At 69.9% G+C, this 14,704-nt stretch carries 13 protein-coding genes and 1 pseudogene; 11 read left to right on the forward strand and 3 right to left on the reverse strand.

Going from position 1 to position 14,704, the window contains the following annotated elements:
• Positions 1-31 precede the first annotated feature (31 nt).
• Together CES90_RS41940 and CES90_RS41945 are read right to left on the reverse strand one after the other, a co-directional pair.
• Positions 32-601, reverse strand: a complete 570-nt coding sequence (locus CES90_RS41940; RefSeq protein WP_189786204.1) for a MarR family winged helix-turn-helix transcriptional regulator — start codon at positions 599-601, stop codon at positions 32-34.
• 175 nt (positions 602-776) lie between these two features.
• Positions 777-1,034 carry a hypothetical protein gene (locus tag CES90_RS41945; RefSeq protein ID WP_189786203.1) on the reverse strand — a complete coding sequence of 86 codons (258 nt, stop codon included), beginning with the start codon at positions 1,032-1,034 and terminating at the stop codon, positions 777-779.
• Between the two features lie 114 nt (positions 1,035-1,148).
• Between CES90_RS41945 and CES90_RS52205 the strand changes: the two are divergent.
• A pseudogene (locus CES90_RS52205) lies at positions 1,149-1,316 on the forward strand (helix-turn-helix domain-containing protein); the annotation flags it as partial.
• A gap of 103 nt (positions 1,317-1,419) precedes the next feature.
• Here the strand turns inward: CES90_RS52205 and CES90_RS41950 are convergent.
• Positions 1,420-2,232, reverse strand: coding sequence for an IclR family transcriptional regulator domain-containing protein (locus CES90_RS41950; protein ID WP_189786202.1), 813 nt, complete (start codon positions 2,230-2,232; stop codon positions 1,420-1,422).
• Positions 2,233-2,352: 120 nt separating this feature from the next.
• Here CES90_RS41950 and CES90_RS41955 point away from each other — a divergent pair, with 120 nt between their 5' ends.
• From CES90_RS41955 to CES90_RS42000, 10 genes are all read left to right on the forward strand, one after another.
• On the forward strand, positions 2,353-4,425 hold the full coding sequence (locus CES90_RS41955; protein ID WP_189786201.1) for an acetoacetate--CoA ligase: 2,073 nt from the start codon (positions 2,353-2,355) through the stop codon (positions 4,423-4,425).
• Between the two features lie 60 nt (positions 4,426-4,485).
• Positions 4,486-6,306 carry a PEP-utilizing enzyme gene (locus tag CES90_RS41960; protein ID WP_189786200.1) on the forward strand — a complete coding sequence of 607 codons (1,821 nt, stop codon included), beginning with the start codon at positions 4,486-4,488 and terminating at the stop codon, positions 6,304-6,306.
• A gap of 17 nt (positions 6,307-6,323) precedes the next feature.
• Positions 6,324-7,424 (forward strand): PEP/pyruvate-binding domain-containing protein, encoded by a 1,101-nt coding sequence (locus tag CES90_RS41965; RefSeq protein WP_189786199.1) that lies wholly within the window; start codon positions 6,324-6,326, stop codon positions 7,422-7,424.
• Positions 7,421-7,915 carry an acetyl-CoA carboxylase biotin carboxyl carrier protein gene (locus tag CES90_RS41970; protein ID WP_189786198.1) on the forward strand — a complete coding sequence of 165 codons (495 nt, stop codon included), beginning with the start codon at positions 7,421-7,423 and terminating at the stop codon, positions 7,913-7,915. Before CES90_RS41965 ends, CES90_RS41970 begins: the two co-directional genes overlap by 4 nt.
• Positions 7,912-9,276, forward strand: coding sequence for an acetyl-CoA carboxylase biotin carboxylase subunit (locus CES90_RS41975; protein ID WP_189786197.1), 1,365 nt, complete (start codon positions 7,912-7,914; stop codon positions 9,274-9,276). Before CES90_RS41970 ends, CES90_RS41975 begins: the two co-directional genes overlap by 4 nt.
• Positions 9,269-10,744, forward strand: a complete 1,476-nt coding sequence (locus CES90_RS41980; protein WP_189786196.1) for a biotin carboxyl carrier protein — start codon at positions 9,269-9,271, stop codon at positions 10,742-10,744. Before CES90_RS41975 ends, CES90_RS41980 begins: the two co-directional genes overlap by 8 nt.
• Positions 10,725-11,657, forward strand: a complete 933-nt coding sequence (locus CES90_RS41985) for an HAD-IIA family hydrolase (RefSeq protein ID WP_229914197.1) — start codon at positions 10,725-10,727, stop codon at positions 11,655-11,657. The genes CES90_RS41980 and CES90_RS41985 overlap by 20 nt, the downstream gene beginning before the upstream one ends.
• Positions 11,654-12,262, forward strand: coding sequence for a biotin transporter BioY (locus CES90_RS41990; RefSeq protein WP_189786195.1), 609 nt, complete (start codon positions 11,654-11,656; stop codon positions 12,260-12,262). Before CES90_RS41985 ends, CES90_RS41990 begins: the two co-directional genes overlap by 4 nt.
• A 235-nt stretch (positions 12,263-12,497) precedes the next feature.
• Positions 12,498-12,908, forward strand: a complete 411-nt coding sequence (locus tag CES90_RS41995) for an ABC transporter permease (protein WP_232791366.1) — start codon at positions 12,498-12,500, stop codon at positions 12,906-12,908.
• Between the two features lie 350 nt (positions 12,909-13,258).
• Entirely contained in the window at positions 13,259-14,539 is a 1,281-nt protein-coding gene (locus CES90_RS42000) for an NAD(P)/FAD-dependent oxidoreductase (RefSeq protein ID WP_189787508.1), read from the forward strand.
• Positions 14,540-14,704 lie beyond the last annotated feature (165 nt).

The following is a 14,704-nucleotide window of genomic DNA, read 5'->3' on the forward strand; positions in this document are numbered from 1 at the left end:
AGCCGGGCTCCCTCGTCCGGGCTGTCGCGGCTCAGGCCTTGCGGCGGCCGCTGCGGCGTGGCGCGGGGGCGGCACCGCCCAACAGATCCTGACGGCGCTTCTCGCCGTTCTCCTCCACCTGCAGCACCACCCGGCGCAGTCCGTCGGCGACGGTCTGGCAGTCCGCGTCGCTGAGCCGCCCGGTGACGAAGGATTCCTCCTCGTTGAACGCCGGAAAGAGGCGCTGCATCAGCTCCGCCCCTTCGGCGGTCAGACTCAGGAGCACCAGCCTCCCGTCGGTGGGATGGTCTGCTCGCTGCACAAGCCCTCGTCTTTCCAACGTCCGGGCAACCCCCGTGAGCGTGCCCTTGGAAATCCCGGCTTCTTCGGCCACGTGCCGCGTCTCCGGCTCGCCCCAGATCCAGACGACCCAGAGCACCACGAAGGCGGTCCAGGTCAGGTCGACTCCGCGCAGCACGGAGTTCTCCAGGTGCTGCCGCACCGCCGAGGCGGCGCGATAGATGTTGGCGACAACTGCCATCTGGTCATGCCGGACGGGGATACCGCCGAGCCTGGCCGCTGCCAGTTTCTCGACTTCGGCGATGGATCGATGGCCGGGCATGAGCACGCTCCTTCGGGCCGCCTGAGAAGCCATGAGACATCAGAATGGTTCGGGCCCAAAATATACGGTGCCTCGTTGCCCTCGACCTCATGAGGGTCAACCCCTCCGGGCCCAGGGCGCTGCATGCTCGCACCCCACGCGGACAGCTTCCTCTGGCCTCGGACCTCCTGCGGACCTACCGCAACCTGATCCCGTAGGCGCGCTCCACGATCCACCGTTTGGGGATCGGCACGAACCCGGTCCGGGCCGGGTTCCGCTCGACAATCTCCACCTCGATGCCCACCTTCTGCCCGTGCGCGACGACGGCGTTCTCGGAGCCTTGGTCGACCAGGGCCTTCTGCGTGGTGTCGGTGTCGGCGGGGACCTTGTCCAGCAGGGCGATGTCTGCGGAGTTGTCGTGCACGGACGCGGCGAGCACCACCACGGCGATCACCAGGCCCGTGTTTCTGGAGCGCCGAGGTCAGCGAGCGGCACGAGGATCTGATACGACGCTCGGTCGAGCGGGCGCGGACCTGCGGCGAGATCGGGGACGACTGCCCGTGACAGGGTGCTGCTGCTGTTCGGTGCGCAGCAGCGGATCGACATCGCCGCCCGGCTGCTCGCAGACCCGGTCCAGACGGGCCGGAGTGTCACGGACATCGTCTGCGCGGTCGGCTTCAAGGACGCCTCACACTTCGCCCGCGCCTTCAAGAGCCGCCACTGCGTCAGCCCGCGTGAGTATCACAGGGATCACTCGGCTGCTCCACAGGGGCCTGGCGCAGAGCCTTTCCGGTGGCTGGTGGAGACTGGAAGACGGCGTATGGTCTTTTTCCTTGTCTTCAGATCTCGTCGCCGCCGGGCCCGTGTCGTTGCGGGACGGCCGCCGAAGCCCGCTCTTCGATCCGGTGCACCGCGGCCCGCAGGTCGTCCAGGTGGCGCCGCGCCACTTCCTGCGCGGACATGACCGTCTTGCGCCAGGTCACGTTGACGCATCCCAGGACCTCCCCGTGCAGGCGGATGGGCACGGCGATCGAGTTGCGACCGTCGAAGTCGTACTCCGGTGCGCGCACGCTGTATCCACGGGACCGGGTGGTCGCCAGCAGACGCCGCAGCCAGCCCGGATCGTGGGCGTACGCGTTGCCCGGAGCGTCGTGCTCGCGCAGGCGGCGCAGGACCGCCTCCCGCTCCCGCTCGGCGCAGAAGGCGATGTAGGCCCGGCCCGAGGCGCCGAGCAGCATGTGCGAACGGAAACCGATGGGCGCCACGGGGACCACCTCGTCGAAATACGCCTTGGGGCTGTTCGTGTCGATCGTCTCCATGTAGTCCAACCGGGGCACGGTCAGCACCGACGGCCACATCACGCGCTCGCACAGCTCTTCCAGGACCGACGACGCCAGCTCGCCAAGCCACTCGGCGTCGTTGTAGGGGGCCCGCTGCGGTCTGAGGCTCGCGACGAACGCCCCGTCGGCGAGCCGCTGCCAGACCAGGCCCTCCTGGTTGCAGGTGTGGAGGATGCGGATCAGGGTGGCTTTGGGGATGCCGGTGACCTGGTGCAGGTCGTGCAGGCTGGCGGCACGCATCGCCTCCAGGGCCTTCAGCACCTGTAGGCCGCGCTCGAGAGAGCTGATCGTTTTCACCTGGTACTGCCGCATGAGACGACCCTCACCTGCGAAGATGGAGAGTGGATTTCACTAGGTGAAAAGCTAGCAGGGAACTGTTGCTTGCGTCCCGGCTCGTCGGAGACCGTTCCTCCGATGACGCGAGGAGGCGACATGACCGTCGAGACAGCAGGGGGCTTCCCTGCCACTGGTCGGGCACACGGCGCAGCCGGCAGGGCCGCCGTGGTGGCCGAAGGCGAGCTGCTGTGGACGCCCGGCCCGCGGCGGGTCGCGGAGGCCAATGTCACGCGGTTCGCGGACTGGCTGTCCCGGGAACGGGGGCTGCGGTTCGACGGCTACGACGAGCTGTGGAACTGGTCCGTCACCGACCTGGAGGGATTCTGGGGCGCCCTGTGGGACTACTTCGGCATCCGGTCGACGACCCCGTACTCCTCGGTGCTCGACGGCCGGGACATGCCGGGGGCGCGGTGGTTTCCCGGGGCGCGGCTGAACTACGCCGAGCACGTACTGCGAAACGAACGGTCGGGCACCGACGCCGTGGTGTTCGGCTCCGAGAGCGCCGCTCCCGTCGGCCTTCCGTGGGAGGACTTCGCGGGCCGGGTGCGCGTCCTGGCGACCCGGTTGCGGGCGCTCGGCGTACGCCCCGGCGACCGGGTCTGCGGATATCTGCCGAACGTGCCTCAGGCCGCGATCGCGATGCTCGCGACGACGGCCATCGGGGCCGTATGGGCGAGCGCTTCCCCCGACTTCGGGTCGCGAGGCGTCATCGACCGGTTCGGCCAGCTCAGGCCGAAGGTCCTCTTCTGCGTCGACGGCTACCGCTACGGCGGAAAGACCTTCGACCGCCGGGACGAGGTGCGCCGCATCGCCGACGCGCTTCCCGGCCTGGAGCACGTGATCCACCTCCCCGTCCTCGACGACGGGGACGAGCCGCCGGCCGTCGGCGGCCTGCGCTGGGACGAGGTCCTCGACCACCCGCCCGTTCCCGCCGAAGACTTCGAATTCGAGCACGTCCCCTTCGACCACCCGCTGTGGGTGCTCTTCTCCTCCGGTACGACCGGACTGCCCAAGGCGATCGTCCACGGGCACGGCGGCATCCTGCTGGAGCAGCTGAAGCTGCAGACCTTCCACATGGACCTGCGCGAGGGCGACCGGCCGCTCTTCTTCACCACCACCGGCTGGATGATGTGGAACTTCCTGATCAGCTCCCTGCTGGTCGGCGCCTGCCCGGTGCTCTACGACGGCAACCCCGCCCACCCGGAGCCGGACGTGCTGTGGCGGATCGCGCAGGACACCCGGACCACCTTCTTCGGCGCCAGCCCCGCCTACGTCGACCTCATGACCAAGGCCGGCATCGTCCCTGGCGAACGGTATGACCTGTCCGCCCTGCGCACGGTCATGCCCGCCGGCTCACCGGTGTCGCCCCAGTGCACCGCCTGGTTCTACGGCAACGTCAAGGCGGACCTGTGGATCGCCACCGGCAGCGGCGGCACCGACTGCTGCACCGGCTTCGTCGGCGGTGTGCCCACCCTGCCCGTTTACGCCGGCGAGATGCAGGCACGCTCGCTGGGGGTCGCCGCGTACGCCTACGACGAGCACGGCCGCCAGGTCGTGGACGAGGTCGGCGAGCTGGTGATCACGGAGCCGCTGCCGTCCATGCCGGTCACGTTCTGGGGCCCGGACGGCGACGAGCGGTACCGCCGTACGTACTTCGAGGACTTCCCGGGCGCCTGGCGACACGGCGACTTCTTCAAGGTCAACGCTCGCGGCGGCTGCTTCGTACTCGGCCGCGCCGACGCCACCCTCAACCGGCAGGGCGTGCGCATCGGCACCGCGGAGATCTACCGGGTCGTCGAAGCCCTCGAGCAGGTCACGGGAGCCCTGGTGGTCAGCCTCGACCTGCCGGACGAGAAGTTCTTCATGCCGCTGTTCGTCGCCCTGACCGACGGTGTCACCCTCGACGCCGGCCTCCGGCAGACGATCCGGGACCGACTCCGCCGCGAGTACAGCCCCCGCCACGTACCGGACCGCATCATCCAGGTCCCGGCCGTCCCGACCACCCTGACCGGCAAGAAGCTCGAGGTGCCGGCGCGCCGCATCCTGCTCGGCACCCCCGTCGAACAGGCGGCCGACCCGAGCGCGGTCGCCGACCCGCGCGCGCTCGACGCCCTCGCCCGCTACGCCCGTACCCAGCGCGACTACCCCTTGGCCACCGCCACCGTCTGAGCCGCACCACCCTCGGAACCCCGCTCCCTACCGCCTGAGCCGCACACCCTGGAGAGCCCCGTGAACGATGACAGAACCGCCCCCCGCTTCCCACTGCCCTCGGAACTGACCGATGTCGCGGGCGCCGAAGGCTGGGCGTCGATGTACCCGTACTACACCCGGTTCCAGCCCGGGGACGACCAGCGGTTCTGGTTCTACAACGCGATGCACTTCCCCGAGCCGATGCCCGCGTTCGACGCCATCACTGCCGAGGCGCCCTACACCGCTATCGGCGCGAACACCGCGCGCATGTTCGTCTTCCCCACCACGCTCGGCATCGAGCACCGCATCGTCAACGGCCGGGTCTACATCACCGCCAACCCGGTCACCGACCCCGAGGAGATCCAGCACAGGCTCGCGGAGTTCAGCGAGCGGGCTGGGTACTACTACGAGAACTGGGACGACCTCTACCAGGGCTGGGTCGCCCGCATCACCGCGCTGATCGACGAGGTGCAACGGATCGAGGTGCCCCGGCTGCCCGAGTTCGAGGACCCGGAGGTCGTGTTCCAGGCCAAGGGCGTGGCCCAGAACCACTACGTCCGGGAGAACTACCACCGGCTGATCGACCTGTACTCCAAGATGTGGCACCACCACTCCGAGTTTCTGATGCTCGGCTACGGCGCCTACGTCGTGTTCTTCGAGTTCTGCAAGACGTCGTTCCCGGAGATCCCCGACCAGGACGTGGCCCGCATGGTCGCGGGGATCGACGTCATCCTCTACCGCCCGGACGACGAGCTGAAGAAGCTGGCGAAGCTGGCGGTCGAGTACGGCGTCGACGATCTCTTCGTCGAGGGCTGCGAGCCCGACAAGGTGCTGGCCGCGCTCGCCGCCCGCGGGGACGGCGGCCGGAGCTGGCTGGAGGCGATGGACGCCGTGCGCGAGCCGTGGTTCAACATGTCGACCGGCGCCGGTTTCTACCATCACCACCGCAGCTGGAACGACGACCTCACGGTGCCGTTCGCGGCGCTGCCCGGCTATGTCGACCAGGCCAGGAGGGGCGAGCTGCTCGACCGCCCCACCGAACAGCTCACGGCCGAGCGCGAGCGCATCGCCCAGGAGTATCGCTCCCTGCTGGCCGGAGAGGAGGAGCAGGCCGCCTTCGACCAGATGCTGGGCCTGGCCCGGGTGGTCTTCCCCTTCGTCGAGGACCACAACTTCTACTGCGAGCACTACTTCACCACCAAGTTCTTCGCCAAGGTCCGCGAGTTCGGTGAGCTGCTCCATGACCACGGGGTCCTGGCCGACGCCGAGGACGTCTTCCAGCTGAACCACACCGAGGTCGGCCAGGCCCTGACCGACGTGATGCTCGCCTGGGCGGCCGGGAGCAAGCCGGTGGGCTCGGCACACGTGCGCGAGACGGTCGCTGAGCGCAAGCGGATGCTGGAAGCCCTCGCGGGCTGGTCCCCGCCGCCCGCGCTGGGACCGGTCCCCGAGGTACTCAACGACCCGGCGGTCCGCATGCTGTGGGGCATCACCGCCGAGACCATCCAGGCCTGGTCCACACCGACCGCGGACGGCGATCACGAGGTGCGCGGCTTCGCCGCCTCGCCGGGCGTCGTCGAGGGCACCGCCCGGGTGCTGCTCAGCGCCAACGACATCGGCCAGGTACGGGAGGGCGAGGTGCTGGTTTGTCCGGTGACCGCGCCCAGCTGGGGCCCGGTCTTCGGCAAGATCGCGGCCGCCGTCTCGGACATCGGCGGCACCATGTCGCACGCGGCGATCGTGGCCCGTGAGTACGGGCTGCCCGCCGTCGTCGGCACAGGCCACGCCACCAAGCGGATCACCACCGGCCAGCGGCTGCGCGTGGACGGCGACCGCGGCATCGTCACCATCCTCGACTGAGCGTGGGGAGCACGACAATGAACACCTCACCTCATGTCCGCCGGTTCGCGGAACTGCGGCTGACGGACCGGCCCACGGTCGGCGGCAAGGGCGCGAGCCTCGGCGAACTCACCTTCGCCGGCGCCCCCGTACCGCCCGGCTACGTCGTCACCACCACGGCCTTCGATGCCTTCCTCGGCGCCCTCGACCCGGACGGCGAGATCCGCACCGCCATCGAGGCGCTGGACTCCGAGGACACCGAGGCGATCACCCGCGTGGTCACACCCGTCAGGGAGCGCATCGAGGCGGCCGAACTGCCCGAAGAGGTGGCGGCGGCGATCCGCGGCCACTACCGCGACCTGGACAGCGAGTCCGACACCCCGGGTGAGCCCGCCCCCGTCGCCGTACGCTCCAGCGCCACCAGCGAAGACGCGGAGGACGCCAGCTTCGCCGGCCTCCAGGACACCTACCTGTGGGTGCGCGGCGAGGACGCCCTTGTCGAGAACGTCCGCCGCTGCTGGGCCAGCCTCTACAGCGTCGAGTCGGTCAGCTACCGGCGTCGCCTCGGCCTGCCGGAACACGACCTCGCCATGGCCGTCGTCGTCCAGCGCATGATCGACCCGCGCTGCGCCGGCGTCATGTTCACCCGCAGCCCGCTCACCGGCGACCGCTCGGTCGTCGCCCTGGAAGCGTCCTGGGGCCTGGGGTCCGCTCTCGTCAGCGGTGACGTGACACCCGACAAGTACGTGGTCGGCAAGGTCACCGGAGACATCTGCTCCCGCACCGTCTCGGCCAAGCTGCGACAGCACCGGATGGACCCGAGCGGCTCCGGGGTGCTGGAGGAGGACGTACCGGAATACCTCCGGGACGAACCCTGTCTGTCCGACGAGGAGATCCACGAACTCGTGACGCTCGGCCGGCAGGTCGAGTCCCACTACGGGGCACCACAGGACATCGAGTGGGCGATCTCCCGCAACCTCGCCCCCGGCCACAACATCTACCTGCTCCAAAGCCGCCCCGAAACCGTCTGGGCGAGCCGGGAGAAGGCCCCGACGGCCTCGCCGAAGGCCAGGGCGTTCGACCACGTGCTGTCGCTGCTCGGCGGCGCGGGCTCCGGCCCCGGTGGGAGTACGAAGTGAACCTGACCGGCGAGGACGTCCAGGACATCCTGCGGATCATCGACGGCATGGAGGTCGACCGCCTCCATCTGCGTACGGGTCGGTTCGAACTGTCGCTTTGCCGTGGCGACGACGGCGCGTGGACACAGTCCGCACGCACGACAGCCGAACCGGTGCTGGTCGATGACCGACAAGTACCCGCGGTCCAGGGCGTGGCAGCTGCGGACAGGCAGACTGAGCCCGCCCGCGAGGGCCTGACCGGGGTCCGTACACCTCTGCCCGGTGCTTTCTACCGGGCGCCGAAACCCGGCGCGGCACCCTTCGTCGAGATCGGGGACGAGGTCACCGAGACCACGGTCGTCGGGATCGTCGAGACGATGAAACTGATGAACTCCGTGTACGCGGAGGCCTCCGGCACAGTGGCCGAAATCGTCTTGGGGGACGGCGAGTTCGCCGAGCAGGGTGCCGTGCTCATGTTCATCGACCCACTGGCGACAGGGGTGGCGCCGTGATCCTGCGACGCGTTCTGATCGCCAACCGGGGTGAGATCGCCCTGCGCATCATCCGTACGTGCAGACGGCTCGGCATCGAGGCGGTGCTCGCCGCCTCCGACGCCGACCTCGACTCCATACCGGCCCGGCTGGCCGACCGGGTGGTGCGCCTCGGCCCCGCCCCACCCTCGGCCAGCTACCTGGACGTGGACGCCGTCCTCACGGCGGCGAAAACCGCCGGCGCCGACGCCATCCATCCCGGGTACGGCTTCCTCTCCGAGAACCAGCGGCTGGCCCGGGCCTGCACTGAGGCCGGGATCGTCTTCATCGGCCCCACGGTGGAACAACTCGCCTCAGTGGGCGACAAGTTGGAGGCCCGTCGGCATGCCGTGGCGGCCGGTCTGCCAGTGGTACCCGGCGGGGCGCTGGAGGACACAGCCGACGCGGCCCGGCTTGCCGCGGAGATCGGCTTCCCCCTGCTGATCAAGGCGGTCGGCGGTGGCGGCGGCCGGGGCATGAAGCAGGTGCATGATCCGGCGGATCTGTCCGCCACCGTCGATCTGGCCGTCGCCGAGGCGGGCGCCGCCTTCGGTGACCCCCGCGTCTACCTCGAACGCTTCGTCGCCACCGGGCGGCATGTGGAGGTCCAGCTCATCGCGGACGGCGAGAACGTCGTCCACCTCGGCACCCGCGACTGCTCCGTGCAGCGCCGCTACCAGAAGTTGATCGAAGAGGCGCCCGCGCCCGCTCTCGACCCGGCCCTGCGCGAGGAGATGCACCGTGCCGCGGTGGCCCTCGGCAAGCATCTGGAGTACCGGGGCCTGGGCACGGTCGAGTTCCTGGTCGACGTCGACCGGGGCACCTTCTACTTCCTGGAGATGAACGCCCGCATCCAGGTCGAGCACCCGGTCACCGAGGCCATCACCGGACTCGATCTCGTCGCGGAGCAACTCGCCGTCGCCGAGGGGCGATCGCTCTCCTTCGGGCAAGCGGACGTGTCCTTCACGGGACACGCCATCGAGTGCCGGATCAACGCCGAGGACTGGGCCCGCGACTTCCAGCCAAGCCCCGGCACGGTGACCGAGGCGGTCTGGCCGCTCGGTGACGGCATCCGGATCGACACACATCTCCAGGCGGGTGCGAGCGTACCGCCGTACTACGACTCGCTGCTCGCGAAGCTGATCGTCCACGGCCGGGACCGCGCCGACGCGCTGGCACGGCTGCGCGCCGCCCTCGCCCGGTGTGCCGTCGACGGGGTCAGCACCAACATCCCGCTGCACCAAGAGGTGCTGGCGGAGGCCGAGTTCGCCGAGGGCGGCGTGGACACCGCATGGTTCACCCGCTTCCTGCGCGACCACCCGGCAGGAGGCAGCCGTGGCTGACATCCAGCTCGTCGACGTGTCGCTGCGCGACGGCAACCAGAGCCTGTGGAGCGCCACCGGACTCGACACCGGCAAGATCCTCCAGATCGCGCCGGTCCTGGACCGGGTCGGCTTCCGCGCCCTCGACTACACCTCCAGCACCCACATGGGCATGGCGGTGCGCACCCACCGCGAGGACCCGTGGGAGCGGATACGGCTGACGCACCGCGCCATGCCGAACACCCCTCTGCAGTTCATCGGCACCGGGCTGCGCTTCATCTCCTGGGAAGTCGCCCACCCCGAGTTCATGCAACTGGTCTACGACCGGCTGGTGGCCAACGGGGTCACCCGGTACGTCGTCCTGGACCCCATGCACGACATGGACGCCGTACGCGAGTCCGCGCGCATGATCCGAGCAGCTGGGGCCACCGAGATCGTCGGAGCACTGACCTTCACTGTCAGCGACGTCCACGACGACGCCCACTACGCCTCGCTCGCGGCGCAGATGGCCGCCTGCCCGGACATCGACCGGGTCTACATCAAGGATCCTGGCGGGCTGCTGACGTCGGAACGCGCCGCCACACTGATCCCGGCCGTCCTGGGCAAGCTCGTCGGCACACCGCTGGAGCTGCACTCCCACTGCACGATCGGTCTGCCGGGCCTGACCTACCTCAAGGCTGCCGACCTGGGCGTACAGGCCCTGCAGGTAGCCTGCGGGGCTCTTGCTGGCGGCACGTCCCTGCCCAACGCCCAGCAGGTCGTGGCCAATCTGCGCGAAATCGGCCACACCGTGGACGTCGACGACCGGCTGCTGGGCGTGGTCGCCGACTACTTCGACGGCATGGCGGCGGCCGAGGGGCTGCCCGTCGGCGGTCCCCGGGACTACGACGCCGCGTTCATGCGCCACCAGGTCGCAGGCGGGGTCATGACCACCCTGCACCGGCAGCTCGACGAACTCGGTTTCAGCGACCGCTTCGACGCGGTCATCGAGGAGGTGACCCGCGTCCGCGCCGAACTCGGCCACCCCATCATGGTCACCCCCTTCCCGCAGATGGTGTGCACCCAGGCCCTCTACAACGTGATCGGCACCGAACGCTACGAGAACGTCTCCGACCCGGTGATCCGGTACGTGCTGGGCAGCTTCGGCCGCCCCACCGCCCCCGTGGACCCGCAGGTCGCCGACCGCATCCTGGGACGGCCCCGGGCGAAGGAACTCGCCGCCGAACCGCCCCCGCCCACCGTCGCCGAACTGCGTCGGCGCCTCCCGCGCGGCATCAGCGACGAAGAACTGCTGCTGCGGGCCACCATGCCCGCCGAGCAGGTGGACGCCATGGTGGCCGCCGGTCCGGCCCGACGGCACTACAACCCCGACGTCAAACCGGTGCTCGACCTGCTCCAAGGCCTACGGACACGCCCGGCGACACCCGAACTGATCCTCGACCGGCCCGACTTCCGACTGGAGCTGCACCGTGACCGCCGACCCGTCTGACGAGGCTGCCGCCCGCGTGACCGCCGAAACGGCTGATGAGACCGACGACCTGACTGGCCGTCTGCGGGCCGTCCGGGGCGTCGTCTTCGACATGGACGGCACGCTCGTCCTGGGCGACCGACGCAACCACGGGCTCACCCCCCTCCCTGGAGCCCTGGAACTCACGGCCGACCTCACCGCCCGCGGCCTGCCCTGGGTCACCTTCACCAACGGCACCGCCCGCACCCCGGAGGCCTACGCCGAGACGCTGCGCCGCATCGGTTTCGACCTGCCGGACGACGCCATGCTCACTCCGGCGACCAGCGCCGTCGACCACTTCCTGGCCATGGGACACCGCAGCGCGCTGGTGCTCGGCGGCGACGGCCTGAAGGAGCCGCTTCGCCAAGCCGGCATCGAGATCGTCGAGCCCAAGGGCAAGCCGGAAGCCGACGCCGTGCTCGTCGGCTGGTACCGCGAGTTCACGATGGACGACCTGGAAGCCGCCTGCCACGCCGTCTTCGGAGGCGCCACCCTGTACAGCAGCTCACAGTCGGTGTTCTTCGCCAGCGCCGACGGTCGAGCACTGGGCACATCCCGGGCCATCTGCGCCATGGTCAGCAGTGTCACGGGCGTCACCGAACAGGTCGTGGGCAAGCCCTCACTCACCGGCCTGCGCTGCGCCGCGCGCCGACTGGGCGTCGCCCCGCAACACCTCGCCGTCGTTGGAGACGACCCGGAACTGGAGATGGCGATGGCCCGGCGTGCCGGGGCTATCGGCATCGCGGTGACCACCGGCATCCACGCGGCGAACCACTTCACCACACTGTCCTCGGAGCAGCGCCCGCATCTCACCGTCGAGGGCGTGGGCGGGCTGATCACCCTGTTGCCCGCCCCGCGCTCCCACCCCACCGAGAACGGATCCGTACCGACATGACCACCACGACCGCCTCCCTGCGACCGAGCGCCCATCCCGGAGTCCTTGCCGACCTAGTCCCCGGATCCGCCCTCCTGCGGGACGCTCTTCTCGTCGTCGGCGGCGCGGGCCTCACCGGCCTCTGCGCCCAGGTCTCCCTGCACACACCGCTCAGCCCCGTGCCCTTCACCCTCCAGACCCTCGCGGTCCTGCTGGTCGGCACCGCGCTCGGTGCCGTTCGCGGGGCGTCGGCCATGCTGCTCTATCTCGCCGCTGGCGCCGCCGGAGTGCCCTGGTTCGCCAACCACACCCATGGTCTGGGCGGCCCCAGCTTCGGCTATGTCGTCGGTTTCGTCCTCGCCGCCGCCCTCGTCGGCGAACTCGCCCGCCGCGGCATCGACCGCGGCGTCCTGGGAACCGCCGGGCTGATGACGTTGGGCAATGCAGTCATCTACCTGGCGGGAATCGTGGGGCTGGCCATGGACCTGAACCTCGGCGCCCAACAGGCCATCGCTTTGGGAGTCACCCCGTTCCTCATCACCGACGCGCTCAAGACCGCCCTGGCGGCAGGACTGCTGCCACTCGTCTGGCGAGGCGTGGCGTCGACAGCGGCCCCTGAAGAGTGAAAACGCCGGTGCTCTTGCGAGGTTCCTGGCGCGGCCGGAGCCGCGGCCGCCGCGCGCTGCGCAAGACGCCTGGCCGGTTCCGGCCGGTGGTCAGCGGGTGTGGCGGCGGACCGCGTCCAGGAGTTGGGGCATCCAGCAGGCTGAAGCTTCCCCTTGATCGTGGACACCTGGAGACTGGGATCTAGAGGTTCCAGAGGAAGTAGCACCAGGTGGGAAGCAAGTATCGCCGATCGCGGTGCTGATCCTGATCGCGACCCTGCGCGGCATCGACGAACGCCTGGAGGACGCCGCGGCCAGCATGGGCGCGGGCCGGCTCACGATCGCCCGGCGCATCACCTTCCCCCTGGCCGCACCCGGCATGATCGCAGCGGCGATCTTCTCCTTCATCACCAGCTTCGACGAGTTCTACATCTCCCAGTTCCTCTCCTCCGTCGACACGGTCACCCTGCCGGTGCGGGTCTACAACTCCCTCACCTTCGAGATCGACCCCAGCGTCACCGCGGTCAGCGCGCTCCTCACCGCCTTCGCCATCCTCGCCCTCGGCCTGGTGGCCCTGGTCCGCTGGATCGGCTCCGGACGACAGGGCTCCCTGCTCTCGGTCGAGAACACGGCAGGGGTCGCCAACCCTGGAGGCGAGACGGTATGACCACCGCCGCCACCGCTCAGCGGCACCTGCTGCACATGACCGCCAACGGCTCGCTCGGCCCGGAAGGCGAGGACCTCCTCGTCGTCCGGCGGGGGAGGGTCCCCGCGCCGATGACGCCGACGGCAGGCGCACGACGGCCTGCGGGGGCCGGCCCGCGTCGGCCTGGTCGTCGACCTGATCCCGCGCCCACTGCGCGAGGCCGGCCCTCCTGGCCCGCGTCCCGCAACCGCTTTGTGCCGCTGATCGGATCGAGCCCCCGCTGATCAGCGACCGCGGCCCCGTCGCCGGGCTTCTGGTGGTGCCCGGCCGCGCCCCGCCCCCTCTTCGAAACTCCCCGCTAAGGACCCGACATGAAAACGATTCCCTACTGGATAGAAACCGCTGGGGCGTTTCCCGACCGGTCCGGCAAGCCGCTGACCGAGGACACCGACCTGGTGGTCGTCGGCGCCGGCCTGACGGGTCTGTCCACCGCTCTGCACTCCGCCCGCAAGGGCGCCCGTGTCACCCTCGTCGAGAAGGGACAGATCGGCTCCGGTGCCTCCGCCCGCAACGGCGGCATGGCCAACCTGGGCTTCACCATCGGCGTGGGCCAGGCCATCCGCCGGTACGGCCCCGAGCGGGCCCGCGAGATCTACAACTCCTACGGCGAGGCCGTGGACACCGTCGAGCGGCTCGTGAACGAGGAGTCCATCGACTGCCAGTTCCGTCGCGTCGGACGCCTGGGCGTGGCCTCCCGCCCCGCGCACTTCGAGAGCAAGAAGGCCCAGCAGCGCGACCTGGCGAAGTACTTCGGACACGAGACGACGCTGATCGGCAAGTCCGAGCTGCGTTCCGAGATCGGCTCCGACGCCTACCACGGCGGCCTGCTCGACCCGTTCAGCGCCGCACTGCACGTGGGCCGCTTCGTGCGCGGTATGGCCGAGGCGTGCGAGCGCACCGGTGTCGAGATCCACGAGCGCAACGCGGCCATCGGCGTGCGGCGTACCGCCGCCGGCCGGTTCGAGGTCAGCACCGAGCGCGGTGTGATCCGTGCCGGGCAGGTCATGATGGCCACCGACGCCTACACCGACAAGAACTTCCCCCGGCTGCGCCGCCAGCAGGTCTGCGTGGGCAGCTTCATCATCGTCACCGAGCCGCTGGGCGAGGAGCTCGCCCGGGACATCATCCCCAAGGCCCGCCTCATCGTCGACTCCAACAAGGTCTGCCACTACTTCCGGCTCACCCCGGACAACCGGCTGCTGTTCGGCGGCCGCGCACGCTTCGCACCCTCCGACCCCACCTCGGACAAAAAGAGCGGACAGGTTCTGTTCCGTGAGATGTGCGAGATCTTCCCCCAGCTCTCCCGCACGAAGATCGAGTACGTGTGGGGCGGCTCCGTCGGCTTCGCCATGGACCGCATCGTGCACGCCGGGCAGAGCGAGGACGGCGTCTACTACTCCATGGGATACGCCGGCCACGGCGTGCAGATGGCCACCCACATGGGCCACGTCATGGCCGAGGTGATGGACGGCCACCCCGAGGCCAGCCCCGTCCGCGACATCGCCCCGCCCCGCATCCCCCTCTACAACGGCACCGCCTGGTTCCTGCCCTTCGCCGGCGCCTACTACAAGACGCTGGACCGCATCCGCTGACCCGACAGCCGGCCTGGGCAGCACCGGAAGCCAAGGAGGTCCCCGCCGCCGACCGCGCGTGGCCCAACTGCTCAGCACACAGGCCTGCTGCGTGCCGGGAGGCTCGCCGACCTGCTGCGCGCCGTGACCGTGGAGCGCAGCCGTCAGGCCCTGCTCCCAGATGCA

Source organism: Streptomyces capitiformicae (genome assembly GCF_002214185.1).
Lineage (GTDB): Bacteria > Actinomycetota > Actinomycetes > Streptomycetales > Streptomycetaceae > Streptomyces > Streptomyces capitiformicae.